This is a genomic window from Verrucomicrobiota bacterium, from assembly GCA_027622555.1.
Lineage (GTDB): Bacteria > Verrucomicrobiota > Verrucomicrobiia > Opitutales > UBA2995 > UBA2995.
On the sequence record JAQBYJ010000003.1, the window covers coordinates 53941 to 80474 of the forward strand.

General features: G+C 46.4%; 20 protein-coding genes and 1 pseudogene. 13 read left to right on the plus strand and 8 right to left on the minus strand.

Going from position 1 to position 26534, the window contains the following annotated elements:
• Positions 1 to 11 precede the first annotated feature (11 nt).
• From O3C43_01550 to rpsA, 4 genes are all read left to right on the plus strand, one after another.
• Entirely contained in the window at positions 12 to 875 is an 864-nt protein-coding gene (locus tag O3C43_01550; protein MDA1065166.1) for a carbon-nitrogen hydrolase, read from the plus strand.
• A complete protein-coding gene (locus tag O3C43_01555; protein MDA1065167.1) occupies positions 876 to 1928 on the plus strand; it encodes an agmatine deiminase family protein in 1053 nt (350 codons plus the stop codon).
• Complete coding sequence (locus O3C43_01560) at positions 1929 to 3896, plus strand: hypothetical protein (protein ID MDA1065168.1); 1968 nt, start codon at positions 1929 to 1931, stop codon at positions 3894 to 3896. It begins immediately after the preceding gene.
• A gap of 220 nt (positions 3897 to 4116) precedes the next feature.
• Positions 4117 to 5778, plus strand: a complete 1662-nt coding sequence (gene rpsA, locus O3C43_01565; GenBank protein ID MDA1065169.1) for a 30S ribosomal protein S1 — start codon at positions 4117 to 4119, stop codon at positions 5776 to 5778.
• A gap of 114 nt (positions 5779 to 5892) precedes the next feature.
• On the opposite strand, the gene O3C43_01570 is transcribed toward rpsA, so the two are convergent.
• Entirely contained in the window at positions 5893 to 6933 is a 1041-nt protein-coding gene (locus tag O3C43_01570; GenBank protein MDA1065170.1) for an RNA polymerase sigma factor RpoD/SigA, read from the minus strand.
• A gap of 244 nt (positions 6934 to 7177) precedes the next feature.
• On the minus strand, positions 7178 to 9028 hold the full coding sequence (glmS, locus tag O3C43_01575) for a glutamine--fructose-6-phosphate transaminase (isomerizing) (GenBank protein ID MDA1065171.1): 1851 nt from the start codon (positions 9026 to 9028) through the stop codon (positions 7178 to 7180).
• A gap of 72 nt (positions 9029 to 9100) precedes the next feature.
• On the opposite strand from glmS, the gene O3C43_01580 reads away from it, so the two are divergent.
• Together O3C43_01580 and O3C43_01585 are read left to right on the plus strand one after the other, a co-directional pair.
• Positions 9101 to 10381 (plus strand): glucose-1-phosphate adenylyltransferase, encoded by a 1281-nt coding sequence (locus tag O3C43_01580; protein MDA1065172.1) that lies wholly within the window; start codon positions 9101 to 9103, stop codon positions 10379 to 10381.
• A 1-nt stretch (position 10382) separates the two neighbouring features.
• Positions 10383 to 11231, plus strand: a complete 849-nt coding sequence (locus O3C43_01585; protein ID MDA1065173.1) for a universal stress protein — start codon at positions 10383 to 10385, stop codon at positions 11229 to 11231.
• On the opposite strand, the gene lgt is transcribed toward O3C43_01585, so the two are convergent.
• Together lgt and O3C43_01595 are read right to left on the minus strand one after the other, a co-directional pair.
• Complete coding sequence (lgt, locus tag O3C43_01590) at positions 11215 to 12048, minus strand: prolipoprotein diacylglyceryl transferase (GenBank protein ID MDA1065174.1); 834 nt, start codon at positions 12046 to 12048, stop codon at positions 11215 to 11217. The two genes, O3C43_01585 and lgt, sit on opposite strands and share 17 nt — an antisense overlap.
• Positions 12049 to 12056: 8 nt before the next feature.
• Entirely contained in the window at positions 12057 to 13142 is a 1086-nt protein-coding gene (locus O3C43_01595; GenBank protein ID MDA1065175.1) for a hemolysin family protein, read from the minus strand.
• A gap of 375 nt (positions 13143 to 13517) precedes the next feature.
• Between O3C43_01595 and gcvT the strand changes: the two genes are divergently transcribed.
• The 4 genes and pseudogenes from gcvT (at position 13518) to O3C43_01615 (ending at position 15970) form a co-directional block, all read left to right on the plus strand.
• On the plus strand, positions 13518 to 14618 hold the full coding sequence (gene gcvT / locus O3C43_01600; GenBank protein MDA1065176.1) for a glycine cleavage system aminomethyltransferase GcvT: 1101 nt from the start codon (positions 13518 to 13520) through the stop codon (positions 14616 to 14618).
• A gap of 34 nt (positions 14619 to 14652) precedes the next feature.
• On the plus strand, positions 14653 to 15039 hold the full coding sequence (gene gcvH, locus O3C43_01605; protein MDA1065177.1) for a glycine cleavage system protein GcvH: 387 nt from the start codon (positions 14653 to 14655) through the stop codon (positions 15037 to 15039).
• Positions 15040 to 15339: 300 nt separating this feature from the next.
• Positions 15340 to 15684, plus strand: a pseudogene (locus O3C43_01610) (type II toxin-antitoxin system RelE/ParE family toxin).
• Positions 15685 to 15688: 4 nt separating this feature from the next.
• Positions 15689 to 15970 (plus strand): helix-turn-helix domain-containing protein, encoded by a 282-nt coding sequence (locus tag O3C43_01615; protein MDA1065178.1) that lies wholly within the window; start codon positions 15689 to 15691, stop codon positions 15968 to 15970.
• Positions 15971 to 16055: 85 nt separating this feature from the next.
• Here the strand turns inward: O3C43_01615 and speA are convergent, their stop codons facing one another.
• Positions 16056 to 17963 (minus strand): biosynthetic arginine decarboxylase, encoded by a 1908-nt coding sequence (gene speA / locus O3C43_01620; GenBank protein MDA1065179.1) that lies wholly within the window; start codon positions 17961 to 17963, stop codon positions 16056 to 16058.
• A gap of 96 nt (positions 17964 to 18059) precedes the next feature.
• On the opposite strand from speA, the gene yajC reads away from it, so the two are divergent.
• Genes yajC through recJ form a run of 3 tightly spaced genes read left to right on the plus strand, consistent with a single transcriptional unit; the run spans position 18060 to position 22683 of the window.
• Positions 18060 to 18383, plus strand: a complete 324-nt coding sequence (gene yajC, locus O3C43_01625) for a preprotein translocase subunit YajC (GenBank protein ID MDA1065180.1) — start codon at positions 18060 to 18062, stop codon at positions 18381 to 18383.
• 37 nt (positions 18384 to 18420) lie between these two features.
• Positions 18421 to 20970 carry a protein translocase subunit SecD gene (gene secD / locus O3C43_01630; GenBank protein ID MDA1065181.1) on the plus strand — a complete coding sequence of 850 codons (2550 nt, stop codon included), beginning with the start codon at positions 18421 to 18423 and terminating at the stop codon, positions 20968 to 20970.
• Between the two features lie 3 nt (positions 20971 to 20973).
• Complete coding sequence (recJ, locus tag O3C43_01635; protein MDA1065182.1) at positions 20974 to 22683, plus strand: single-stranded-DNA-specific exonuclease RecJ; 1710 nt, start codon at positions 20974 to 20976, stop codon at positions 22681 to 22683.
• 14 nt (positions 22684 to 22697) lie between these two features.
• Here recJ and O3C43_01640 read toward each other — a convergent pair whose 3' ends face one another.
• Genes O3C43_01640 through O3C43_01650 form a run of 3 tightly spaced genes read right to left on the minus strand, consistent with a single transcriptional unit; the run spans position 22698 to position 26519 of the window.
• Positions 22698 to 23897 (minus strand): DUF4340 domain-containing protein, encoded by a 1200-nt coding sequence (locus O3C43_01640; protein MDA1065183.1) that lies wholly within the window; start codon positions 23895 to 23897, stop codon positions 22698 to 22700.
• 12 nt (positions 23898 to 23909) lie between these two features.
• Complete coding sequence (locus O3C43_01645) at positions 23910 to 25781, minus strand: Gldg family protein (GenBank protein ID MDA1065184.1); 1872 nt, start codon at positions 25779 to 25781, stop codon at positions 23910 to 23912.
• Positions 25782 to 25799: 18 nt separating this feature from the next.
• The gene (locus O3C43_01650; GenBank protein ID MDA1065185.1) at positions 25800 to 26519 is read right to left on the minus strand and encodes an ABC transporter permease; all 720 of its coding nucleotides are present in this window, start codon (positions 26517 to 26519) and stop codon (positions 25800 to 25802) included.
• Between the last annotated feature and the right edge of the window lie 15 nt (positions 26520 to 26534).

Below are 26534 nucleotides of genomic sequence, written 5' to 3' on the forward strand. Positions count from 1 at the left end.
AAATTCGGTTTATGCAAGTCACGATAGGACTTATTCAAAAACGTGCCGTCGAAGAACCGGCAGCGAACCTGCTTAAGGGCGTGGAGTCTGTACGGAAAGCAGCATCTCAAGGAGCGCAGATCATTTGCCTGCAGGAGCTTTTCATGACTCCTTACTTTTGCCAGAAAGAAAGCCTTGAGAACTTTGATCTTGCTGAATCTATTCCCGGTCCAACTTGCGAGGTGTTTTCGAAATTAGCTGCGGAGCTCGAAGTTGTGATTATTGTTTCGCTCTTTGAAAAGCGCGGGAGCGGCGTTTATCACAATACCGCTGTTGTAGTGGATGCGGATGGAGCGGTATTGGGAAAATATCGGAAGATGCACATACCAGACGATCCCGGGTTTTCTGAAAAATACTATTTTACTCCTGGTGACCTCGGCTACAGGGCCTGGGATACGCGTTTTGGGAAAATAGGAGTGCTTATTTGTTGGGATCAATGGTTTCCGGAAGCGGCCCGATTGACCGCTCTGGCCGGAGCTCAAATTTTGTTTTATCCAACCGCTATCGGGTGGTCGTCTGAAGAGAAAGGCACCGAACTTGGCGACGCACAACGCAATGCATGGGAGGCTGTTCAAAAAGGGCACGGAGTTGCCAATGGCTGTTATATTGCTGCGGTTAATCGAGTGGGTACAGAAGGGGACTTATATTTTTGGGGATCTTCATTTGTGAGTGATCCCTATGGTCGGTTTCTCAGCCAAGCATCTGAAAATGAAGAAGCTCTACTTCTTCAAGTCTGCGACCTGGATGCGCTTGAGGCATTTCGTCGAACATGGCCTTTCTTTCGGGATCGGAGAATTGATTCGTACGAAAATATCCAGCAACGCCTGATCGATTAAATGAATTCACCGCGAGCGTTGGGCTACCGATTGTCCGCTGAGTGGGAACCGCAAGAAGGCGTTTGGCTTTCTTGGCCCAGTAATCGGTCTACCTGGCCTGATCACTGGGAGAGTGTTCAAAGAACTTTTGCGGAAATGACACTTCAGTTTTCCCAGCGGGAAACTGTTTTTATCAATATAAACCCAGACCAAAGAATTTCTGCTGAACGTACACTGACGGAGCTGGAAAATAAAATGGGCCTACATCGTGGAGAGGTGCAGTTTTTCGAACACGAAACGAATGACGCATGGGTTCGCGATCATGGGCCTATCTATTTGCGTCATTCTGAAAGCGGGGAACGTCTCATTTGCGATTGGCAATATAACGCTTGGGGAGGGAAATTTCCGTTTGAAAAAGATAATAAAATACCCCGTCTCATTGCTCAAGCTCAAGGGATCCAGAGATTCGAAGAATCGTTGGTCTTGGAGGGTGGATCTCTCGAAACCAATGGCGTCGGAGATTTATTAGTTACAACGGATTGTCTTTTAAACCCAAATCGCAATCCGAACCATTCGCAAACTGAAATTGAACTGGCTCTTATTGAAGGGCTTGGAGTAACAAAAGTGCATTGGCTAAATGGGTGTATCGAAGGGGACGATACCGATGGACATATTGACAATTTGGCCCGCTTTTTTAATCCCAATGGATTGCTGGTAGCTTCAGTGCCGAATCCTAACGATGCCAATCACCAATTACTCAGTCGTTTAAACCGCGAGTGCGAAGACATGATTCTTTGCACTGGCAAATCTCCAGAAATTATTCCACTTCCTTTGCCCGACCCTGTTTACCACCAAGGGCAGCGGCTTCCCATGAGCTATCTAAATTTTTTCATCGGAAACGGAGCGGTCTTTACCCCCTCCTACGGCCAGCCTAAAGCGGATGCTGCTGCCATCGACATTTTAGAGAATGCATTCCCTAAACATGAAATCATTCCCATCGATTGTCAGAACTTAATACTCGAAGGTGGCGCATTGCATTGCCTGACTCAGCAAGTGCCTCAACCGTTTCGTTAGATGTCGCCCAATCGGAAAAAATCTTCCAGGAATTCTTTTAAAGTTCGGTGGGCGAATGGATTGGAAATCTCCGTAGTCGTTTTGTTAATTATTCTTTTTGTTAACCTGTTTTCTTGGCCGAAGGCAATTGTGGATGAAACGCTCGATGGCAGTTGGCAGGCGATTCTGACCTTTTCAATGGAGAATGGCTACGAGTTTGGAGACGATCTTGTTTTTACTTATGGCCCTTTGGGCGGACTCTCCTCGTTTTCTTATTCAGGTTATAACCATGCCGGAAAATACGCCTTCGAATTGTTCGCCCGCGTTTGTATGGTTGTTTTTTTCTTTCGATTTCTTCGGCATTTAAGAACGTATTCGAAAATTGGATGTATTCTCCTATATCTTTTTATCCTTCAATTGCTGCCTAATAACTACGAAACGTTTTTCTTTTTTGGAATACTCAGCTGGGTTGCAGCGATGTTACATGAGCCAATGAAAAAGAATCGATCTCCCTGGGCATTGTTGTTTCTGGGCGTCGCCTTTTTAGTCTTCTGCTCTTTGATCAAGTTTACTCTCTTGGTTGCCGGATTATTCTGTTTGGTAATGGTGATTTTCTTTTTCCTTTATCAACGACGGTATGTGGAGGCTATCGTGTTGGCTGCTACGTATCCGGGTGGCTTTGCTATTTTATGGGTTGTCCTCGGCCAATCCCTCGGGGGGGTGCCTGGGTTTTTGTATGGGTCCTATCAAGTGGCAAAAGGCTACTCCATGAGCATGCAATTGGCGACTGAACCTCAGTCCATAAAATTCTTTCTCCTGTTCCTTTTCACCGGGGTGGTTCTGTTAAGTATCCTGGTGAAAGATCAGCTACAAGCTCACAAAAATAAACCTTTCGTTGGAAAGCCCTGGTTCATTCTCACTATTATATACGCCGGTCTATTCTTCATGGTATGGAAACAGGGGGTGGTTCGTTCAGACGGCCATATTTGGCAGTTCTTTTGTTACGTTCCGTTGGCTGGTTGGTTTCTTTATCCGATCCTTAAACAAAAAAGCTCCCTTTTGATGTTCGATGTCACCATATTGCTTCAGTCCGTGGTAATGATTGCTGCATTGGCGACTTATTACCCCAATGTATTTTTGGATAGTCCGAAAAAATTCTGGGATAATACTCGATACGGAATCAATGGCTTGCTGAAGCCGAGTGGGATGCTCAATGAGCTTGCCGCTAAACTTGATTCAAAAGGAAAGGCTTTGTTTGAACAATATCCACTTCTCCAGCAGGTCGGTGACAGGTCGGTTGACGTTGTTGGACATGGTCAAGGCCTGGCGATCATTCCGGGATTGAACTACAAACCCCGACCGGTGTTTCAGGATTATGTGGCGAACAATGCCTACCTTCAAAAAATAAATGAGGCCTACTGGGAATCGGCGAATACGCCGGATGTTGTTATCCAGGCATTGGATGCGATTGATGGCAATTCGCCGGCTCATGCCGACAGTCAGACCAAGTTGCACCTGCTCTCTCATTACACCCTTGAGGCAGAAGATGGGAATTTGGTGTTACTTAAAAGAAAGGAAATTCCATCCAGACTTGTTCGAGGAGAGGAGGTTCGTTACTCGCTTAAGCAAAGTGAACAGACGATGATTGATAATCCAAAGGGCCAATTTCTACTTGGTCGTATTGAAATGCCATTAAATATGCTGGGCAGACTTCGAGCGTTTTTCTACAAACCTCCCATTGTGCATTTGAATCTGCTTTTCCCCGATGGCTCTACCCGTGATTACCGTCTGAATCCCTCAACTACTGAGCTGGATTATTTACTGAGTCCTGCTGCGCAATCGGCTCCAGAGTTATGGCATTACCGGCGAGGCGCTGCTTTCCCGGAATTGGCAGGCGTTACTCTGCGAGTGGATTCTTTCAATGGATTTTATTTCAAAAAAAATGCGGCTCTAATTGTTACCCCGATCGAGTGGGTAAATGAGGAGTAGACTTTGGGGTACGGGTTCAGGATGTGGTGCCTAGCGTCTGGTTTTTTACACGACCGACAATTCCCAAAATTATCCTTGAATTCAAGGGTTTGACTGGCATTCTGATGCTCTTTTCGTCCCAGTCCACCTCGCGGTGCGCCCTGGATTAATCTATAAATCGTTAACAATTAACCAATTAGGGCACTCCTGAAGTTCAGGAAATGACCCAGGACCGCTTATTATGAGCTCCGTAATGGAAGAACTTCTCAAGGAATCATCCTTTGAGAATCTAAAAGAAGGTTCCATCATTGAAGGAACAATCATTGAAATCCGCCAAAATGAAGTCGTAGTTGACATTGGCGCTAAATCCGAAGGCAGCATCGCTGGACATGAATTTGTAGATCTTGGAGATCTCGAAATCGGCCAAGCTCTTGAAGTCTTCCTTGAAAAGATCGAAGATAAGGACGGTAACCCTGTAATCTCTTTTGACAAAGCTGAGCAAAAGAAGAACTGGGAAAAGATCCTGTCTCGTTGTGAAGAAGGCACTATTGTTTCTGGCCGCGTCAAAGCGAAGGTCAAAGGTGGCCTTATTGTGGCGATGGGCGTGGATGCGTTCCTTCCTGCTTCTCAGATCGACGTTCAGCCTCCAAAGAACTTGGATCAATACATCGGTCAGACTTATGACTTTAAGGTTCTTAAAATCAATCTCGACCGGAAAAACATTGTTGTTTCGCGTCGTGAACTGATCGAAGAACAGCGCCATGTTAAACGCCAAAAACTATTGGCCGATGTTAAGCCTGGTGATATCCGTCGTGGAGTAGTTAAGAACATCACCGATTACGGTGCGTTCATTGACCTCGATGGTTTGGACGGTCTCTTACACATCACCGATATGAGCTGGGGTCGCATCTCTCACCCAAGTGAGATGGTTAAGATCAGTGAAGAAATCGACGTGATGATCATCGAAGTGGATCGCGATAAAGAACGCGTATCCCTCGGTCTCAAACAAACAACATCTAATCCTTGGGACGAAATCGAAAAGCGCTACCCAGTGGGTGGCAGAATCGAAGGCAAGGTGGTCAACCTTGTGCCTTACGGTGCTTTTATCGAACTTGAAGAGGGTGTTGAAGGATTGGTTCACGTTACTGAGCTTTCCTGGACCAAACGTATTTCAAAACCGAGTGAGATGCTTCGGGTTGGGGATTTAATTTCTGCCGTTGTTCTGGGAATCCAGAAAGAAGAACAGAAGATCTCTCTCGGAGTTCGCCAGTTGGATACTAATCCTTGGGATATGGTTCGCCATAACTATCCTGTGGGTGCTCGTGTTCGAGGTAAGGTACGTAATATTACCACTTACGGTGCTTTCATCGAACTTGAAGAAGGTATCGACGGGATGGTCCACGTTTCGGATATGTCTTGGACTCGAAAGATCAACCATCCATCTGAGATGCTTAAGAAGGGTGATGAGATTGATGCCACGGTTCTCGACGTCGATCCTGATCAGCAGCGCATATCGCTGGGTCTTAAGCAGCTCGCCACCGATCCATGGGAAAATATCGCAACGCTTTACCGAATTGGTGATGTTGTCCAAGGTACTATTAGCAAGATCACTTCCTATGGCGCTTTTGTTGAGTTACAGGATGGAATCGACGGATTGGTTCATATCAGCCAAATCAGCGAAGATCGCGTTGAGAAGATCAAAGATATCGTTTCAGCTGGTGATGTAGTTTCTGCTCGCGTTATCAAAATTGACCGTGAGGAGCGCCGAATTGGCCTCAGTATCAAGGCGGCCAATTACAACGCGGAAGAACTTGCTGCAGAAGCCGCGGCCTATGAGACACTCAAAGAAGGGGGCGACCTTATGTCCTTGGGTGATATTCTCGACGAAGCTACGAAAGACTAAGCTTAGGTTTTTCTCTGACAAAAAAGCAGCTCATTTTGAGCTGCTTTTTTTGTCTCTCTTTTGACCCAGTCAAAAGAGAGAAGAATCAATTGCTTTCTCAAAAACTCGGATACCCTATGTCTCAGCCTGCTCGTTCTTTTTTTGATCGAAGTAATCCTTGAGGATTTTCATGCGTCGGCGTTGTCGATTTTCTTCTTTGATGTCCTCTACACTACGCTGGGCATTTCTATCCGCCATGATGGAGCGCATCTTTCTAATGGAAAGGTTCTGTAGCTGCCGAACCCGTTCACGGGTAATTCCAAAAATACTTCCTACTTCCTCCAGTGTCTTTGGGCTATCTCCATCGAGTCCAAATCGAAGGCGGATGATTTTGGCCTCCCGCTCTTCTAGTTGATTCATCATATCGGAGATATCGTTGGAAACGGATTTATTACTCAGATTTTGAAATGGGGTGAGTGCTTTTTCATCCCCAATCATGTCACCAAAGGCCGTCCCATCATCATCTCCAATTGGGGCATCCAATGAGGCAGGACGGACACTGACACTTTTTAGGTGGGCTATTTTGCTTGCCGAAACCCCTAGTACGATACCGACTTCTTCATTAGTGGGTTCCCTTTCCAATTCTTCCGTGAGCTGTGTCACTGTCCGGCGTATCTTGGAAATTTTGTCCACCAGGTGGACCGGAAGCCGGATCGATTTACTTTGATTGGCCAAGGCTCGTTTTATGGCCGCTTTTATCCACCACGCCGCATAGGTACTAAGTTTTCCGCCTTTGTCGGGATCGAATCGTTCCACTGCTTTTATAAGGCCAATATTCCCCTCACTTACTAGGTCCGAAAGAGGTAATCCGTAATTAGAGTAATCGTTAGCGATCTTGACCACCAGGCGAAGGTTCGCGCGGATCATCATATCTCTTGCCTGTTTGTCTCCCTTTGCAATTCGCCTCGCCAGTTGCACTTCCTGTTCCGGCTTTAGAAGGTCAATTTGCCCAATCTCTTTTAAGTAAAGCTTGATACTGCTCCGTTCGCTTGAGCTGAGCTCTTCCTTTTTATCTGTATTTACGTCAGGAACGTCCCTGATAGATGCAACCGCTCGAATGTCGGGACTTGGGCTATCCTTGAAAGACTCTTCGCTACTATGTTTCGGTTCAGTCATTTGGGGCGTTTTTATTTTTAATTACTTTCTTTAAAAGAGATCATCTAACTAGCCTGATTCCAAGGAGATCCCTTACACATTTCTTCATGGGGAGCGTGCTTCAGGTTGAAATATTTAGAATCCACAGGTTCAAGAATAGGGTGATTTTCAAATTACCCTTCAAGGCTATTCCCCATTGAATCGTCATTTATTAGCAGCCGTTACTTGTACTATCAGGTCCTAAGGATTTCACTTAGAACAACAACTATTCGACTGTGACTGACTTGGCAAGGTTCCTGGGTTTATCCACGTCGCAGCCGCGTTCAACCGCTATGTAATAACTCAATAGCTGGACGGGGACGGATGCCAAAATCGGAGCTACAGAGGGATGACAGTCGGGGATAACCACCTCCTCATCAGCAAGGCCGTGCGGCATTTGGCAGCTCGCTGAACGAACGACGATTATCTGGCCATTCCTCGCTTTCACTTCCTGCATGTTGGATAAGACTTTTGAAAGTGTTTCCGGCTCAGTTGCAAAAAAGACGGACGGGCAGTCTTCGCTGATCAATGCGATTGGTCCGTGTTTCATTTCTGCTGCTGGGTAACCTTCCGCATGAATATAAGAAATTTCTTTTAACTTTAGAGCGCCTTCCAGCGCTATCGGGAACATGCTTAAACGACCGAGAAATAAAAAGTCCTGTTTCCGGACAAATTTTTTCGCAATCAGGTGAATGTGCTCACATTGTTTGAGAATTTCTCTGACCAAGTCTGGAACCTCTCGAAGACCTTTCACCATATCCGTTCCTTCGCTAAAACTTAGGTCTCTCAATCTTCCTAAATAAAGAGCGAGCATAGCCCCTATCATCAATTGCGAGGTGAAAGCTTTTGTCGAAGCTACCCCGATCTCTGGTCCTGCGTGTTGGTAGATCCCTCCGTCGGATTCCCGCGCGATGGTTGAACCCACCCCATTTGTTATCGCTAGCGTTTTGTAGCCTTTTCGCTTCGATTCACGGAGTGCAGCCAATGTGTCAATGGTTTCACCAGATTGGCTGATTACCAGGACCAGGGTGTTTTTATCCAGAGGTGCATTGCGATAGCGAAATTCGGAGGCGTATTCCACTTCAACTGGAATGCGGGCGTATTTTTCAATTAGGAATTCAATTGTTAAACACGCGTGCCAGGCTGTTCCACACGCACAAAGCAGTATGCGGTCGATTTGTCGGAGATCTTGGGGAGTCATATTAAGTCCACCGAACTTGGCAGTACTTTGATCCTGGGAAAACCGCCCACGCATCGCATTCTCTATTGCATCCGGTTGTTCAAAAATCTCCTTTAGCATGAAGTGATCGAAGTCGCCCATTTCACTTTCTGAGATGTCCCAGTCGACTTTGTCGATCACCGGATTAACCGCTTCTGACTCCAGCGTTGAGATATTGAAATGGGTTCCCTGAATGTGTACTAATTCTCCATCGTTCAGGTAAACTACTTCCGGGGTGCGACTAACCATGGCGGAAACATCACTTGCCAACAGTATTTCGTCCCTACCAACCCCTAAGATTAGGGGTGATCCATGGCGCGCTCCTACCATCTCATCCGGACAATCGGCACACAACGTTGCCAGTCCGTAGGTTCCTTCGACATGGAGCAACGCTTTGCGAACGCTCTGGGCGAACCGACTTCCTTCCTTTGAGGAATCTTCTTTCGCATAATGATAAGCTATCAAGTTACAAAGTGCCTCGGTATCTGTTTCTGAGGTAAAAGTGTAACCTTCCATGATTAGGAAATTTCGGATGCCAGCGTAGTTCTCAATGACCCCATTGTGGACAAGAGTTATCTTCCTATCCGAACTTAGATGAGGGTGAGCATTCTCCTCTGTTACGCTGCCGTGGGTGGCCCACCGGGTGTGGCAGATCCCTATTGTTGCTTTATTGGGAGCTGTGACCAGGGCCGCAACTAGTTCCTTAACACGACCGATGCGTCTTGTGACATGAATTTCGTTTTTTTCTATGACAGCCAGGCCTGAAGAGTCGTAGCCTCTGTATTCGAGACGCTTTAAACCTTCGAGAAGGATGCCGGTTGCGTTTTGTTTACCTAAGTATCCTACAATTCCGCACATTTTAATATTGTTCTACTGTTCGCTCTGAGGAAGATAGTCATTCAGAACCAACCTTCTTTAACAAACCTATTTATGACTCCTAAAGTTCTTGCCGTAATCATGGGCGGTGGCCGCGGCTCACGTCTCTATCCTCTCACTAAAGAACGTTGTAAACCTGCTGTTCCACTGGCTGGGAAATACAGGCTGGTCGATATCCCAATCAGTAATTGTTTAAACTCCGGGTTAAATCGCGTTTATTTGCTCACCCAATTTAATACCGCGTCGCTTCACAGGCATATTCAATACTCCTATAAATTCGATCCATTTGGAGGAGGTTTTGTGGATATCCTTGCCGCCGAACAAACAGAAAAAGGAGAGAACTGGTATCAGGGAACTGCCGATGCGGTGAGACAGAACATGCACCACTTTAGTGATTTTGATTTTGATTACCTTCTGATTCTTTCAGGTGACCAACTCTACCGCATGGATTTTAACGAACTGATAGAGCAGCATATTGCAAACGGTTCTGAAGTGACCATAGCGGCCAAGGCACTGCCTATTTCCCAGGTAGAAGGACTTGGGCTCATGCGTGTGAAGGATGACTTGTCCATAAGCGAATTTGTTGAGAAACCAAAGGATCCTGCTGTGATTGAAGGCCTCGCTATCAGTGAGACCTTACAAGCAAAAGTTAAGAATTCCAGGGAGGAAAAACACTGCCTGGCATCGATGGGGATTTACCTCTTTAACCGTGATTTGCTTATTAAGTCGCTGGAAAATGATATGCGGGACTTTGGTAAAGAGATCATTCCCGGGCTTCTTGGAAAATCAAAGCTAAGTAGTTTTATTTTCGATGGTTATTGGGAGGACATTGGAACGGTTGCTTCCTTTTTTGAAGCCAATCTTTCCCTTACAAGTGATTTGCCACCTTTTAATTTTTTCGAGTCTGATTACCCAGTTTATACCCGTGCTCGTTACCTTCCTGCCGCGAAGATTAACAAATGCAGGATCGATCATGCCATCATAGCAGACGGTTGTATCATTTATGAAGCAGAGCTAATTCAATGTGTGATTGGGGTCCGTTCGATTATCCGCGAAGGCTGTAAGCTCGAACGGGTGATCATGATGGGAGCTGAATACTTTGAACCTCCGGAAGTCGTTGAGGAATTAAGGGGCAAAGGTATACCTGCAATAGGGGTAGGGCGTAACTGCACAATAAAGAATGCGATCATCGACAAGGGTGCACGTATTGGCGACAACGTCACTTTGACTCCAGATGGGAAAGCAGATAAGACCGAAGGTGAAGGTTATTTTGTACGAGATGGCGTAATAGTTATTTTGAAAGGTGCAATTATTCCGGATGGTGCTATAATATAGTATGACCAAAATCCTTCTTTGTTCCGATGGTTCCCACTATAGCCAGGTATGTTGTCAGTACGGATCATGGATATTGTCGCGACTGGCCGAGGCACGGCTTGATGTCCTCTATGTAAGCGATTTGCGCCAGTATGAAGTTCCGCTTATTGCTGATCTCAGTGGTAGTTTGGGTATTCAACCCTATCAATCGATTCTCTCTCAGCTTGAGGAGATAGAAGAAACCAAGGCTACTGCCTTGTTAAGTGCGGCAAAATCCGTGTTCAAAGATGCTGGTCAAGAAGAGCGTATTAAAACCCATCATACTACTGGATTTCTGGTCGATCGATTGCGTGACTTTGAAGAACCCTATGACCTGATTATGCTGGGAAAGCGTGGTGAACACTTCGAAACCGCCAAAGAGCATATTGGCTCCACAATTGAGCGAGTTGTTCGGGCCAGTAGCAAACCTTGCCTGGTGACATCCCGTTCTTATCATCCCATAAAACGAGTCGCACTCGCATTCGATGGTGGAGCAAGCAGTAACAAGGCTCTTCGTTATATTATTTCTTCCGGTATGTTCCGAGGATTAGAAATACATGTTGTAAGTGTTCCTGATGATAAGGGAGAAGACTTCGCCTTGCAAAATTTACGAAATGCGGAAAATCTTCTAAAGGCAGCAGGTCTAACCCCCAATTGCCAAATGTTACCAGGTATTCCTGAGGATATTATTTCCACCTATGTGCAGGAGGCAGGCATTTCCATGCTACTTTTAGGGGCTTATGGTCATAGCAGAATCCGCGAGTTTCTGATTGGAAGCACTACCACCGAAATGATCCGACGCTGTCATATCCCGCTTATGCTTTTCCGCTAGTCGCTGTTTGCCCTCTTCGAGCTCGGGCAACAAACATAATTCCGGTAATAAGCATAAGTGCTGAATAGAAAGCGCCTCGGCTTAGGCCAAGTATCAGGTCGGCATCAGGTTCCCTGAATTGTTCTCCTAAAATTCGCACAACGGCGTAAAATATGAAGAATTCCCCGCTCAGTTGCCCCGGTCGGGCGATAGTGATGCGTGACTTCCAAAATCGCCACTGCAAGTAAGTCAGGAGCAAAAGCCCTTCCAATGCGGCCTCGTACAATTGGCTTGGGTGACGCGGAATGCCGTAAGGGGATGCGTCAGGAAAGACGACCGCCCAGGGAACGGTTGAATAAGTGCCCCATAACTCCCCATTGATGTAGTTTGCCAGTCTTCCAAAAAAAACACCTGCCGGACCGAGTGTTACTGTGATATCGGCCACTCTCCAAAACGGCAGTTTGTGATGACGCGACATATAGGCGACTGCAGCGACAAGGCCTACGATCCCTCCGTGGCTTGCCATGCCTCCTTTCCAGACCTGGATTATTTTCCAGGGCGTTTTGGCCAAAGTTTCCAAGTCATAAAGTACCATGTAACCCAGTCGACCGCCTAGCATCAGTCCAGCGATGAGGATCAGCAATACGTTGAATTGTTGTTCTTTGTCGAAGGGTGATTTCCCTTTCTTAAAATAATAGGCCAGCAACCATGAAGCGCACAAAAATCCCAGAACATAGGAAAATCCGTACCAGCGGATACCAAAGTTTTCTGAAAACTGGATGATGAACGGATCCCAATCGTGGAGGTGGTAATCAGAACCTTCGTATGAAACTGTCATAAGCTTAATCAGGAATTAGCGGAGTCCTCTTTGGGCGCACTTTCTTGAAGGGCTTTCTTCATCTCTTTTTCCCGTCTTTGATTGTTCTTCGTTCGTGCCAACTCTCGCATGTCGATCGCTACATCGTCCTTCTCAAAAATTTCCCGGCCAAGGATGTGTTCGATGATATCTTCCATCGTTACAACTCCGGTCATTGAACCAAATTCGTCGACAACTATGGCAATTTGCTGATGTTTGGCCAAAAAGCTTTGAAGGGTGTCAGCTCCGTTTGCTGTCTCCGGAACGAATAGAGCGCTTTCAACCATGTCGGTTAAAAGTGTGTCGTGCCCTCCCTCGGCCATCCCGTGTAGCAAATCCCGCCGACGGACTACTCCGATAACATTGTCTATGGTCTCCTTATAAACGGGAATTCGTGCAAAAGGGATGTTGTTGAACTCCTTAAAGATTTCTCCCAACGTTTTATCATCCTCGAGGGCAAAAACGACCGTCCTCGGCGTCATGATTTCGTCAATCGCCAAGTCATCCAAGGTGAGCGTGTTGCTGATTACGTTTGCTTCGGAGTGACGAAGTTTACCTTCTTTGGCACCTTTCTCCGCGAGGAGCTTGATTTCCTCCTCCGCTTCTGCACTCGTGGTTTGTTGTTCTTTAACAAGTAGACGTACGAATTTTCGGGTGAAGAAGGTCACTGGCCGCATTAGTATGCGTATTAGCCAGAGTGGATAAACTGAGTAAGACTGGATCCCTGAACGGTAGGCTACCCCCAGATTCTTGGGAATTATTTCTGAAAAAATCAGGATAAGAAAGGTCATTAGCCCTGCGACGATTCCTACGGATGCTGAGCCATAGATATCAGCTGCCAATGTCCCAACGACGGACGCTCCCGCTGTATTAGCAACCGTATTGAGCGTCAGGATTGCGGAAATGGTATCATCCAATTCTTCCATAATTTGTCCAAACAGTTTTCCCCGCTTTGGGTATTTATTGCGTATGGTCTCTGTTTCTGCGGAGGACGTACTGAGAACCATTGCCTCAAGCACGGAACAGAAAGCCGATATCCCAATCGTGAGGACAACCGCTACAATAAGGTGAGTCATGCTCTTGAAGCCCGCGGTGCGAGAGCTTGTGACCTACGAACAATTTGATTGGACGAGAATTGTATATTAACTGAGCGGCAGGAAAATCTGCCGGTGCTAATTCGGGGGAGAGGGTCGTCGGAATTTGATTCGTTTTGGAGTGTACTTACTTTGGTTGTTTCCATCCTGTTAATTAACTCCATCCTGACAGTTCAGGGGTGTAATTGGCCCATTTACGGCTTTCGATTTTCTCATTAGGCACAAAACAGTAGTGAAGTGATCGAGATATTCAAGTGTTGCTTTCACCCCCTGTTCAAGGGTCGAGACACCTTTCCTGAAGATTTTGACAGTTCTTCCTTTTGCCTTTTCTAAATGCTGCTTAAGGTGCCGATATTTATGACATCCGACAGCCTGAAGAAAACGTCCCTCCATGCATTTCATATTGAAAATGGCGCTCGTATGGTTCCCTTCGGGGGTTGGGACATGCCTGTGCAATACACAGGAATTCTGGCTGAGCATCAGGCAGTTCGTTCAACTGCTGGGTTATTTGATGTGAGCCATATGGGTGAGGCAACTATTCTGGGAGCAGGAGCCCGGTCCTTTCTCGACCACCTTGTCACCAACGATGTAAGTCAAATGACTCCAGGTCGTGTTATTTACACGCCGATGTGTTACGAGTCGGGAACCGTGGTGGATGATCTCTTGATATACTGCCTTTCGGAAACTCACTTTCTGTTGTGCATTAATGCCGGAAATACGGACAAAGATATAGACTGGTTGATGGGGAAGGCCGAGCCGTTTGATTGTATGGTTGAGAATGTTTCGGCCTCCTTTTGTCAGCTGGCTTTGCAGGGCCCCCGAGCTGAATCGATCTTGCAAAGCTTGGTAGAGGTTCCTCTTGGCGATATCGCTTACTATCACTTTGTTGAGGGAGCCGTTTGTGGCGAGACTGCCATTCTTAGCCGCACTGGCTATACAGGGGAGTCCGGTTTCGAAATCTATGCGTCCTGGGATCAAGGACCGGTAATCGCTCAAGCCATTTTTGAAATGGGGAGATCCGAGGGATTGGTTTTGGCCGGCTTGGGGTGTCGGGACAGTTTACGTTTGGAAGCGGGATTTCCCCTTTATGGCCATGAGATCAGTGATACGGCCACTCCTTACGAAGGCGGGATAGGGTGGACAGTTAAATTAAAAAAGACCTCCGACTTTATCGGCAAAGACTCACTCCTCAAACAAAAGAGCAGCGGGATTCCGCGGCGCAGGATCTTTTTCACTATGGAAGATCGACGAATTGCACGCGCTGGTACGATGATTTATTGTGGGGATGATGTGGTTGGAGAAGTCGTTTCGGGAACTCAGTCACCTATCCTGAACAAACCTATTGGGTCGGCCTTAATTAAAACAGAATTTGTCTCGTCAGAGAATTTGGAAGTCGATTTAAGAGGAAAACGTTACGCCATCAACCAGGCCAAACCACCACTTCACAAAACCAGTTAAACCACCATTATTTTAACCAAAACGATTCAAACTTATGAGCAATATCCCCGCTGAGCTGAAATACTCGAAAGACCACGAATGGGTAAAATTGTTAGATGATGATACCGCACTTATTGGTATCACCGATTATGCACAATCCAGTTTAGGAGATGTTACCTTTGTTGAATTACCTGGTGAGGGAGACAGCTTTTCGAAGGGGGATAGTTTCAGTGTGGTTGAATCGGTCAAGGCCGCATCGGATATTTATCTGCCTGTCGACGGCGAGGTCTTGGAGATCAATTCTCCTTTGGAAAATTCTCCCGAACTGATCAATCAAGATCCCTACGGAGCAGGATGGCTGATCAAATTCAAGATCACTGACTTGTCGGGACTGGATACCTTGCTGTCCTCCGATGAGTATGAGCAACTCACGGCAGAGTAGTCGAACTACTCGATTTCCAGATACATGCTATTCTCGAGCGTTTTTTGGTAGAAATTGAGTAATTGCATGCCCTGGGGAGGTCGGATCTTTTCTAACTTGGTTGCCAATTGAACAACATTGTCGCCGACATTGAAATAAGTCGGGAAGATTGCTGATGACTTGTGTCGTCCAGCTTCGAGAACACATGCCCTTCGAAGCTTGAAGCTCCTGCCCCGCAATCTTTGCGGCGGAAAGAAAAGAGTTCTTTACATTCATACCTTGTGAGGTATACCTTATGCGGTATGTTTTTGGAGGTAGCGGATGAAACGGATACGGGCTTTCTTTTATAAAACTAATTTGGAAAATGAGCCTGTGCGTAACTGGCTTATTGACGACTTGGGAAAGGAAGACTGTCACACAGTCGGAATGGATTTAAAGGATGTGGAATATGGATGGCCGATTGGTATGCCGCTTTGTCAGCGGATTTTATCTGAATAGGATCTATGGGAAGTCAGGAGTACTATTCGCAGTGGACGAATTGCCCGTGTATTGTTCTGCATTCACGATGGTAGGATGATCCTTTTGCACGGCTTCGTGAAGAAAACGCAGAAGACACCACGCAAGGATATCGAATTGGCAATGAAACGAATTAAAGAAGGAGATTAGAAATATGAAAAAGAAAAATATTGGTTCATCACTCGATGGATTTCTTGAGGATGAGGGCATCCTTGAAGAGGCAACTGCCCGGGCGCAGAAGAAAGCTCTTGTATTCCAGCTGACTGAAGTCATGGAGGAGACGAGGATGTCAAAGGCGGAACTTGCACGAAGAACGCGCACCAGTGTTTCGCAGATAAATCGTCTTTTCGACCCGAACAATGACAAGGTCCAACTAAATACGATCCAGAAGGCGGCTCATGCTATGGGCAAACAAGTTCGCTTGGAGCTCGTGTAGCGGTTGCTTAATAAATGAATTTGGAAGCTCCCTTCCTGCAAGATTTTGATGTGGCTGTAGCGAGCGTGTCTCAAATTAAAAAGCCTTACTCGAATTCCAGATACATGGTATTCTCGAGCGTTTTCTGATAGAAATTGAGTAATTGCATGCCCTCGCGGGGGCGGATTTTGTCGGACTTGGTTGCCTTATCGATCTGCTTTTTAATCTTACGGGTAAGATCGTGCGAATGGTACTGGGTGAGTTCCAGAACATCCTTATTGCTGGCTCCGGGAATTATTTCCTCAATATAAAATCCATCCTCTTCATCGTCTTCCAGAAATACGTGAGCTTCCGGAACTTTGCTGAAAAGATTGTGCATGTCTCCCATGATGTCCTGGTAAGCCCCCAATAAAAATATACCCAGATAGTATGGTTTATCGGACAAGGGATGCAGTGGCAGGATGTCGGTCAATTCATCCTCCAGGTCTATGAACTTTGAAATCTTTCCATCGCTGTCGCAGGTGATGTCTACGATGATGGCGTCGACCGTTGGCTTTTCCAAATGTCTATGAATGGGCGCAACTGGAAATAATTGATTCAAGGCCCAATGATCCAGGAGGGATTGAAATACCGAAAAGTTGCACACATACTGATCTACCATCGAACTCCTAAGCTCCATCAGCTCTTCATGCTGGTATCCTTTTTTCGGTATATCCGCCACGACTTCTTTGCAAATCTTACAGTAAATCGATTCCGCCTCGGCCCTGGTATCAAGGTCGAGGTATCCCAGGTTGAATAACGAGAAAGCCTCGTCTCTTTTCTGTAGTGCATCGTGGTAGCGTTCTAGAGGTGTTTGGTCCGATTCGTTGTTGAGGCTATACTCCAGATCTTCAATTATTTTATGCTTGGATTTGGTTTTCGGTGTGATCGAGGTCCGGTGCTCATGTCTGGTGATTCTATTGAAGACCTCCAGGATCAGGACAGAGTGTGGGGCAACGATGGCACGCCCACTTTCGGAAATGATGTCGGGTACGGGTACCTGCGATTGCTGGCAGACTGATTGAATATTAAAAACCACGTCCCGGGCATAAATGGACATGGTGTAGTTCATTGAGCTATCAAAGTTGGTCCGGCTGCCGTCGTAATCAATCCCCAGTCCTCCTCCGACATCCAGGTAACCCATGGGGAATCCCCTTTTCTTCAATTCACAGTAGAAGCGTGTTGCCTCAGTGACGGCGTTCTTAATCGTCAAGATATTCGGGACCTGCGAACCGATGTGAAAATGGACTAGCTTGAGTGCATTGGTAAGCCCTGCTTCTTCCAACTGTCTTGTAGCTGCGATTACTTCTGGCGTTGTCAGTCCAAATTTCGCCTTTTCACCACTCGATGTTGCCCATTTTCCTTCCCCCTGTGACTGTAGTTTGATCCTTATACCAATGGAGGGTACAATTTCTGATTTCCTGGCTAGCTTGATCAAGGACTGTAGCTCGTCTAGCTGTTCTATCACAATAATGACGTTTTTACCCAGTTTCTGAGCCATCAAGGCAAGGTTGAGGTAGGTCTCGTCTTTGTAGCCATTGCAGATCAGTAGACGTTTCGAATCTTCTATATAAGCCATCGCAAGTATCAGCTCCGGCTTGCTTCCTGCCTCCAGGCCGAAGTTGTAGGGTTGGCCGGCTTCCAATATTTCCTCAACAACTTCACGTAGTTGGTTTACCTTTACGGGAAAGACGCCCTGGTACTTCCCGGCATAGCTCTCCTGCTCAATCGCGGTAACAAAGGCTTGGTTGATCGCTTCTACCCGATCCCGCAGAATATCCTGAAACCTCAGCAGTAAGGGCGGTTTCAATCCTCGGCTGAACGCTTCCTCCATGGCTTCCGTAATTCGAATCGATGGTCCGTCTGCTATGGGTGTGACAGTAACCTCCCCCGATTCATCCACCGAAAAATAGCCGTTTCCCCATCGATCGAAGCCGTAGAGTGTCTCGGATTTTTTGTAACTCCAGTTTTGCATGTGCGCTTCGTCCTTGTGATCAAATCACTGGGTTAATGACTTGCCTTTCTAAAAACACTTTCCTTGAGTGGTCCGTTCAATTTTACGGATTCAATTATGGAGACAATAATTAACAATCTTTTTCTTCCGCTTTTTGCGCAGGCAGGACCAAATAGTTCGATGATGATCGTATTTTGGTTTCTTATCCTGGGTGCCATGTGGTTCTTTTTGGTGGCTCCTCAGCGTAAAAAACAGAAGGAACACGTTAAATTGATTGATGCCTTAACTACCGGTGACGAAATAATCACAGCCTCTGGGATTTATGGAACCATTACGAATGTTAAAGATGATCGCTTTGTTGTGCGGATCGCTGAAAACACGAAAGTGGAAATCCAGAAGAGCTTTGTTCAGGGCAAGATTGAGTCTGGCGCTGCCAAATAAATAATTCCTTTCATTAACCAATTTCTCCCAACTATCCATGAACGGTAGTACTACCTGGAAACTCATCCTATCTGCGTTGATTGTAATCACCGCAGTTCTTTATCTCATTCCTTATCAGGATACTGAATTCAAGGAATACATTCTTGCGGAATGTAATCAGGATGAAGCCTTTACTTCTCTTGTGAACGAGGCAGAAGGAGCCTATCAGAACGAGGAGTATCACAGTGTTTATATAGCACTTCGTGAGATTGCCTTAAACCGCGATATCGATCTCTCTCAATACTTTCCTGAGCTTATTCTGGAATCGAGTCTACGCAATACTGAGCGCCGAAATGAGGTACTCCTGGAGGAGTTGCTCAAACGTTCCAAATCGAAACTACAACCAGGTCTCGATCTTAAGGGAGGAGTAGTGTTTGTCTTCGAGCTTGATATTCCTGCAAATGCGTCTGACTACGAAAAGCAAGGCGATCTTTCGAAGGCGATTGAGATCATCGGTAAGCGTATTAATTCCCTCGGGGTTACCGAGCCGGTTATTAGAACTTCGGGCGACAACCGCATTGAAGTGCAGTTACCAGGGCAATCAACCAAAGATAATCCTGAATTGGAAAACACCATCAGTAAACCAGCTCGGCTCGAGTTTAAGCAGGTCCATCGTACGGCTTACCCCACAGGGCCCAAGGACCTGAATGCGCCGGTTGGGTATGAAGTTAAAGCGCTCAAGAGCGAAGATAGGAACGGAGTCGTAAACACCAGTTACTTGTTCATTAAACGCATTCCCGATATTAAAGGTGATGCGATTGATGAAGCCAGGGCTGCTATGGCCGAATTTGGTGGTTTTGAGATTCGGATGGATTTTACTTCGAAAGGCGGCAAACAATTCGAACAACTTACCCGGGAAATTTCCAGTGGGAACAATCAAAACAGCGTTGGACGGTTAGCTATTACTTTAGATGGTGAACTGTTAACTGCTCCAAGCGTTCAAGCTACCATAGCTGGAGGTTCTGCTCGTATCACCGGTTCGTTTACTCAACGTGAGGCCGAAGAAATAGCCAACGGATTGAACAACCCTCTCGATGTGAAACTTCGCATTGCCGAGATGTATGAAATCGGCCCCACCATGGCTCAAGATTCTGTCAATTCTGGTAAACAAGCCTTCATAATCGGCGCGGCTCTTGTCGTGTTCTTCATGTTACTTTATTACATGATTGCCGGTCTTGTTGCCCTGATCTCGGTGGCAATAAACCTGGTGGTTGTTCTTGGAACGCTTTCAAGCTTTGGCGCAACCCTGACCCTTCCGGGTATCGCTGCGCTAGTGCTCACCGTCGGAATGGCAGTAGATGCGAATATACTGATTTACGAGCGCATGCGTGAAGAGCTGCGTGCGGGCAAGACCCTGAAGAATGCGTTGCTGGGTGGTTTCGAGAAAGCCTTTTCAACCATCGTAGATGCCAATTTGACGACCCTTATCACCGCTTTCATTTTGATGTATTTTGGAACCGGACCCGTAAAAGGATTCGGTGTCACCCTCGCAGTCGGAATTGGCGCTACCTTGTTTGGTGCTTTGTTGGTGAGTCGTGTTTTCCTTGATTTGCTGATCAATACTGAGCTCGTAAAACGCATGCTGACGGTGTCTCTTTTTAAGGAGAAAACGACCATCGATTTTCTGGCGTTTCGGAAATATGCATTTATTGCATCATGGATTCTTGTAGCTATAGGAATTTCAGCGGCTGTTGTTAATCGAGACAAGATTGCTGGAATTGATTTCACCGGAGGAGATGAAGTTTCACTTCACTTCAAGCACGAACTAAGCGTTACTGAAATTGAATCGATTGCAGGCAACCTGGGTATAGGCGAAGTAAATGTGACGTTGAATACACCTTTGAGTGCCAATGCAAAGCCCGTATTGAAAATTGCCACGCCGTTTGAGCAAGGTAATCCATTAATGGAAGCACTATTTGCTGCTTATCCGGATAATGGACTTGAGGAGATTGGCACCAATCAAATTGGTCCCACTGTAGGTAAGGAAATTTTGATTAACACCTTTTATTCCATGGCCATCGCATTGGTGTTTATCCTGCTCTACGTGGCGTTGCGTTTTGAGGTTGGTTTTGGCGTAGGCGCGGTCGTTGCGACCATACACGATTTATTAATGACTATCGGCATTTTTGTTCTCTTTGGGAACCAGTTTTCTGCTCCGATGGTAGCGGCACTCCTGATGATCGTCGGTTATTCATTGAATGATACGATTGTGGTATTTGACCGGATACGTGAAGAGTTGGATATGAATCCCGGGCTGTCTTTGAAACAAGTTATTAACTTGGCCATTAACAGAACGCTTTCCCGAACCATCCTCACATCGATAACCACGCTACTGGTTACCGTATCGTTGCTAATCTTTGGTACCGGAATCATCCGTGATTTTGCGTTCACCTTTGTTGTCGGAATTCTGACCGGAACGTTTTCATCCATTTTCATCGCGAGTCCGGTATTTTATGCCTGGCATAAGGAGGATCGTCGCAGGGTTGAATCACACGCAGATCGGCTGCCAAGTTACGAGTGGGAAGCAGGCAACAAGGCAAAACCATAATTTATGGAGTGGCGAAATGCATCCGTTTCTGAACGGACGGTTTCATATATCGCCAAGGAGTTAGGGATTCCGCGCCTGATAGCGCAGTTGATTGCCCGGCTGGGTATCAAGGAGACTAAGGCTGCCAAGGCTTTTTTGCATCCGCGATTGAATCACCTGGATGATCCTTTCAATCTCTCCCAATTGGAAGATGCCGTTCTTCGAATTCGCCAGGCCATGGCGGGGAAGGAACGTATCGTTATCATAGGGGATTATGATGTGGATGGTATTACCAGTACCGCCTTACTGGTTCATGCCCTGAACACCTTTGGGATTTTCCCCGAATATACGGTCCCGCTCCGTTTAGAGGAAGGTTATGGCCTCTCATGTACGGCGATTGATCGAGCGCTTGATGGCAGATCCGCGGGTTTGGTTATTGCGGTTGATTGTGGAACCAACTCGATCGATGAAATACGCCACATAAAGTCAACAGGGGCAGATGTTATCATTATCGACCATCACCGATCAACTTGCGAGGAGGCGATACCCGCTATCCTGGTAAATCCCCATGTGAACGATGGTGATCACGAACCTTGGAAGCATCTTTGTTCGGTTGGTCTGGTGTTCAAACTTGTTCATGGGATTGTGAAATCTCTTCGGGATGATGGTGATCCCATCGCATTTAAGATTCAGCTTAAGGATTACCTGGACCTGGTTGCGATGGGTACCGTTGCCGACTTGGTCCCGTTGGTTGGAGAGAATCGTATCCTGACGCATAGAGGTTTAAAGATGCTCGAGTCAACCAGGCGAGAAGGGCTGCATGCATTGTTTCAAGTAGCAGGAATGCAAAGTGGTAATCCCGTTACGTCTACGGACATTTCATTTAAACTGGCACCGCGTATCAATGCGAGCGGTCGATTAGCCGATGCTGAACTGACCGTAAAGATGCTTCTTAATCGAAACGTGTCTCAATGTTTGGAAATGGCTAAACAACTCGATTCGATGAATTGTGAACGGCAAGATATCGAACGCGGCATCGTTGAAGAAGCAGATCATTATATTGAAACCCATTTGAAGGGATCTTATGGATTCGTTTTACACAACCCAAGCTGGCATTCTGGAGTGGTAGGTATTGTGGCTGGACGTGTTTCCCGTAAGCACAATGTCCCAACTATTGTCCTGGGAGAAGATCGTGGATTTGCAAAAGGCTCTGGTCGAAGTGTACCTGGGGTGAATTTGGTGGAGGTTTTGGGTGAATGCAGCGACTTGTTGGAAAGCTGGGGTGGGCATCCGATGGCCACGGGCGTTTCACTGGAAGAGTCCAATGTGGATGCGTTTCAAAAGGCCTTCAACCAAGCCGTTAAGCGTGCGCTTGAGGGTGATGCCTTTGAGCCAGAACTCGAAATCGCTGCTAATATTAATGCGGAGGACATTTGTGAGAGTTTTATGGATACCATGGATCTGCTCCACCCTTTTGGTCAGGGGAATCCTGAACCTATCTTTGGGATTAAAAATATCCAGTTAGGTAGACCTCCAGAAACGTTTGGTAGCGACCATTACCGCTTTTTGCTTCAACCAAAACCTGGAGTTTATTTATCGGGAGTTGCCTGGAAAAAGGCGGACAATCTACCGCCCTCGGATCAGCCTATCGACATAGCCGCAAAGATAAACTGGAACCACTTTAACGGTCGTCGCTCACTCCAATTGGAGTTACTCGACTGGAAGTTCAGTTAACAGTATAACTAAACCTAGTTTTGCGGGGTCGTTCGCTCTTCGACTGTTTTGTCTTCTTCCTTTTTTGCTGGGGTAACTTCGAAAATGACAGAGTTGCCGTCGATGTGCTGTTTGATCTCTGGCTGTCCCGGTGCAGTTGCTTCGGCAGAAACCTCTTCAGGGGCAGGTGCCTCTACAGCTTCAGATTTTACTTCCGGTTCAGGGAGATCTGCTACCTCAGTGATATCCACCGGAATCCCCGTAAATGTGTAGGACGATGTTTTGAAGCTTAGGCGATTCATAAGTTTGTTGATCGAATGATCCACCTGACTATTTGAAATATGTAAGTAGGTAGTGGATGGGCCGGTACTGGTTGGTGCGTCTTCACCTTCTGGTGTGGGGGGCTCCCATTGACTCATTTTTATGCTTATGGTTTCACCCGAAAAGAGAGTGAACTTTATTGAACGTACCTTGCTTTGCGCATCCTTCCAAATTTGGGAGGCTTCTTCAGTTGCGCGTTCTGCAACCGCGTCAAATCGGAGATTCGAGAATCGAGAAATGAGTGATTTTATGGCACTCTCTTTCGGAGTCCGGGTGTCTATCGGCAAGGTGCTCACAAACTCTTTGTCTTTGTCGTCTCTGCGAACTCCCCAGGTTTCATTGGCTAATGAGAATTGAATGCCGGCGACATTATCAGCGTTCAATTGGTAGAGTGTTTTAACAGCCCAATTGTTGGAATCCGCATCTACTGATGGAGAGGTGAATGCTTGATAAGCGGTTTTCTCACGTCCAAAAATAAAAGCCTTTCCTCCTCCGGAAAGTGATTTTCCGTAGGTGATCTCGAAAAGGGGTTTATCAGAACCCGACATCAACTTGACTGTTCCTTGATTAAGTTCGAGTCGATCCATGCGGTCTTGCCGACTTGTAATCTTACGTTGAACTTTCGCGTTTACTATATCTTGGACCAGCCGGTTGAGTTTATTAAAATCTACCGGGAGATCAAAGAGCGAACGAACCACCCATTGCTTGTTTTCGTCTATTTCAAGAATACTAGTGGTTCCGTTCTTGCTAACCTCGATCCTGTTCACATCCGGAAGTATGGTACTATCCACTAACGAGGTCCCCACCAAAGGATCGTCTTGTGGTGTAGTGAGGGATGCATTGCGTATATAATAACCAGCCACCGTGACGACAGCGAGAGCGACAGTGACAATAATAAGTGTTCTTAACTTCATGATGAGTCTGTTCTACTTGCGATTGTGTCTGCGGATAAAAAAGAGAATTCCTGCGATGAATACGAGGCAGGGGATAACGGTGAGATTAGCGAAGGCCAGGTTATTTCCGAGGCTTTCTACGTCTTCTCGTAACTTCTTACGCACGTCTCTGCGTTGCCCTCGTTTTGCTGCGGCATTCTGATTTAATTCTTCGATTTCAGCGCGTAACTCAGGAGTCATAACCAGGGTGTTTCCTCCACCTTGTTGTGTTTGGAGCTGGCGAATTCTGTCCTCAACTTCCTGAACCTCGCGGTTGAGCTCCTCTAATTTCTGCTGGTATTCGACTTGAGCCTGTCGCTCAATTTCATTCACAACTTCGAACGGACGAATGGAATTTCCTCTGGGACGAATCGAGATAAGATCCCGGCTTCCTGACATAAATTCAACGGTGTTCGTTAGAAAGTTAAGGTTATCGTTTAACGGCTGGAAAAGATTTCCGAAAATCCTTTGAACCGAGAATTGGTCCTGCAACCAATCCGAATCGGTGATGAGAAAAAGACTGCTCGGTTCGACAGATTCTGTCAGGTGTGATGCGTCCGTAGGTTCCTCCGGCGCCGGGGCTTCTTCTCCCTCGACTGGTGGTGCTTGAGGTTTGCCTGAAGGGAATGCGGTTTTCAAATTACCTCGAACAAAGCCTGCAATGGTTAAACGTCCATCAGCAGCGGTCATGTTTTGAGTCAGCTGAACAGGGTTATTCACCTGACTGGCAAGCATGGCAAACAGCTTCCCTGATTTTTCAGACGATTGAATCAACGGCGTGATCTCCAAATTCGAGTCTTCCGTTTTTCCAAATGTGCCAGGCTCAACTACAAGAATGGAATCCAGTTGTGATAGAATAAACTCATCCAGGTTTAGTGCCTTCTCGTCGAGGTTCAGCCAGGTGGGCATTTGCATCGGGCCGGCTTGGGTGTTTACTTGAGCTGCATTCTCTGGGTCTACCAGAACTTCCATATCGTTAAAGTCGATTCCATAGGCAGTGAACAGTTGGCGCAAGCTACTGGTTATTCCTTGAGGAGGTTGCCCCATCATCATGGACTGTTGATTCTGCTGGGACTTCATAAAAAAGCTGGAAGGATCGAGGGCGATGAAGGTCGGCTTACCCGCCAGAAGATATTGGTCTATTTCAAACAGCAACTGCTCGTCGAGGTCTTGAGGATGAACGACCATGAGCAAATCCAAGGTTGAGGGCCAATCACTTGCAGCAGAGATTTCAACAATCTCGAAGTTCTGACGTAGTTGCTGGATGAATGTCCAATCTGTTCCCTGGGGCTGTTGACCAGGAAAGTATTGCGGAGGTGCAATCAAGGGGAGACCTGAAATCAGTCCGATGGTCGGTTTTTCCCACTGCTGGACCGTATACAACGCTTTTGCGATATCATATTCCAAAGAGTTTTCTTTTTGTTGGGCGAAGAACGGAACAGATTCCTGGTTGTCTGCCTGGGTTAAAGCCAGGCCGAACAACAGGTTTTGACCATTGCCGATCGGATTGCTGGTGATGCCCGCGCTGGTTGCATCTTCTTCCTCTTCCGTATCTGGCTCGGGGTTGATGATGTTTAGGCGAATCATTCCGTTGGAGACGGATTCAAACTGGCGCAACATTTCCTCAACGCGTGTCCCGTAATTTTTAAAGGAAATGGGTAGTCCGTCCACTGATTTACTAAAATAGAAATCGAAATCTACAGGGTCTTCCAATTTATCAATCAGCAATTGGCTGCCTTTGGATAGGGTGAATAATTTGCCATCGGTGAAGTCCAGTTTCCAGCTGAACAAGTTGGCAAACATGTTTGCAAAAACAAGGACGAGGATGAGTAGGAATCCAGCGATAAACTTTTGGGAAGTATTCATAGGTGTGAATCGGGTGGATTAGCGTTCCAAAACAAGAACGGTTAGAAGCAGTGAAATGAACGAAATTGAAAAGAAGAAAACCAGGTCCTTGACGACGATTAAGCCCCGTGTAAAACCGGCGAAGTGCGTAGTGTAGCTAAAGTTACTTAATGCGTCTACCCAGACAAGTGGCAGGAAGGAAAGAAAATCGGTAAATACGGACCATCCGAGGAATACCAGGCCCAAATTGATTACTACGCTTAACACAAAACTGATCACCTGGTTTTGGGTGAGTGAGGATGTAAAGGAACATACGGCAAGAAAACTGCCGGCCATAAGGATGCTACCAATGTATCCAGTGAAAATCGGTCCCCAGTCCGGGTCGCCCAGGTAGCCCACTGTCAACATAAGAGGGAAGGTTAACAAAATGCCGGTAGTTATGAAGGCCCATCCTGCCAGGAACTTTCCCATGACTGCGTCTTTCACCCGAATCGGTAAGGTGAATAATAGCTCCCACGTGCCGGACCTTTTTTCTTCTGCCCATAGCCTCATGCCGACGGCAGAAATAAAGAAGGTGTATATCCACGGCTGCATCGCAAAAAATATATCCAGCGACGCGACGCGTGAATCAAAGAAACGACCCAGGTAAAAGGTCAGGCCTGAACTTACGACCAGGAATACAATTAGAAACACGTAGGCAACCGGTGATCTGAAGTAGCCGTAGAACTCACGTTTAAATAAAGGTAGAATCTGTTTCATATCAATAGATTGGGT

Coding starts and splice junctions, on each gene's coding strand:
- O3C43_01550 (MDA1065166.1), top strand. CDS start 12: ATGCAAGTCACGATAGGACTTATTCAAAAACGTGCCGTCGAAGAACCG.
- O3C43_01555 (MDA1065167.1), top strand. CDS start 876: ATGAATTCACCGCGAGCGTTGGGCTACCGATTGTCCGCTGAGTGGGAA.
- O3C43_01560 (MDA1065168.1), top strand. CDS start 1,929: ATGTCGCCCAATCGGAAAAAATCTTCCAGGAATTCTTTTAAAGTTCGG.
- rpsA (MDA1065169.1), top strand. CDS start 4,117: ATGAGCTCCGTAATGGAAGAACTTCTCAAGGAATCATCCTTTGAGAAT.
- O3C43_01570 (MDA1065170.1), bottom strand. CDS start 6,933: ATGACTGAACCGAAACATAGTAGCGAAGAGTCTTTCAAGGATAGCCCA.
- glmS (MDA1065171.1), bottom strand. CDS start 9,028: ATGTGCGGAATTGTAGGATACTTAGGTAAACAAAACGCAACCGGCATC.
- O3C43_01580 (MDA1065172.1), top strand. CDS start 9,101: ATGACTCCTAAAGTTCTTGCCGTAATCATGGGCGGTGGCCGCGGCTCA.
- O3C43_01585 (MDA1065173.1), top strand. CDS start 10,383: ATGACCAAAATCCTTCTTTGTTCCGATGGTTCCCACTATAGCCAGGTA.
- lgt (MDA1065174.1), bottom strand. CDS start 12,048: ATGACAGTTTCATACGAAGGTTCTGATTACCACCTCCACGATTGGGAT.
- O3C43_01595 (MDA1065175.1), bottom strand. CDS start 13,142: ATGACTCACCTTATTGTAGCGGTTGTCCTCACGATTGGGATATCGGCT.
- gcvT (MDA1065176.1), top strand. CDS start 13,518: ATGACATCCGACAGCCTGAAGAAAACGTCCCTCCATGCATTTCATATT.
- gcvH (MDA1065177.1), top strand. CDS start 14,653: ATGAGCAATATCCCCGCTGAGCTGAAATACTCGAAAGACCACGAATGG.
- O3C43_01615 (MDA1065178.1), top strand. CDS start 15,689: ATGAAAAAGAAAAATATTGGTTCATCACTCGATGGATTTCTTGAGGAT.
- speA (MDA1065179.1), bottom strand. CDS start 17,963: ATGCAAAACTGGAGTTACAAAAAATCCGAGACACTCTACGGCTTCGAT.
- yajC (MDA1065180.1), top strand. CDS start 18,060: ATGGAGACAATAATTAACAATCTTTTTCTTCCGCTTTTTGCGCAGGCA.
- secD (MDA1065181.1), top strand. CDS start 18,421: ATGAACGGTAGTACTACCTGGAAACTCATCCTATCTGCGTTGATTGTA.
- recJ (MDA1065182.1), top strand. CDS start 20,974: ATGGAGTGGCGAAATGCATCCGTTTCTGAACGGACGGTTTCATATATC.
- O3C43_01640 (MDA1065183.1), bottom strand. CDS start 23,897: ATGAAGTTAAGAACACTTATTATTGTCACTGTCGCTCTCGCTGTCGTC.
- O3C43_01645 (MDA1065184.1), bottom strand. CDS start 25,781: ATGAATACTTCCCAAAAGTTTATCGCTGGATTCCTACTCATCCTCGTC.
- O3C43_01650 (MDA1065185.1), bottom strand. CDS start 26,519: ATGAAACAGATTCTACCTTTATTTAAACGTGAGTTCTACGGCTACTTC.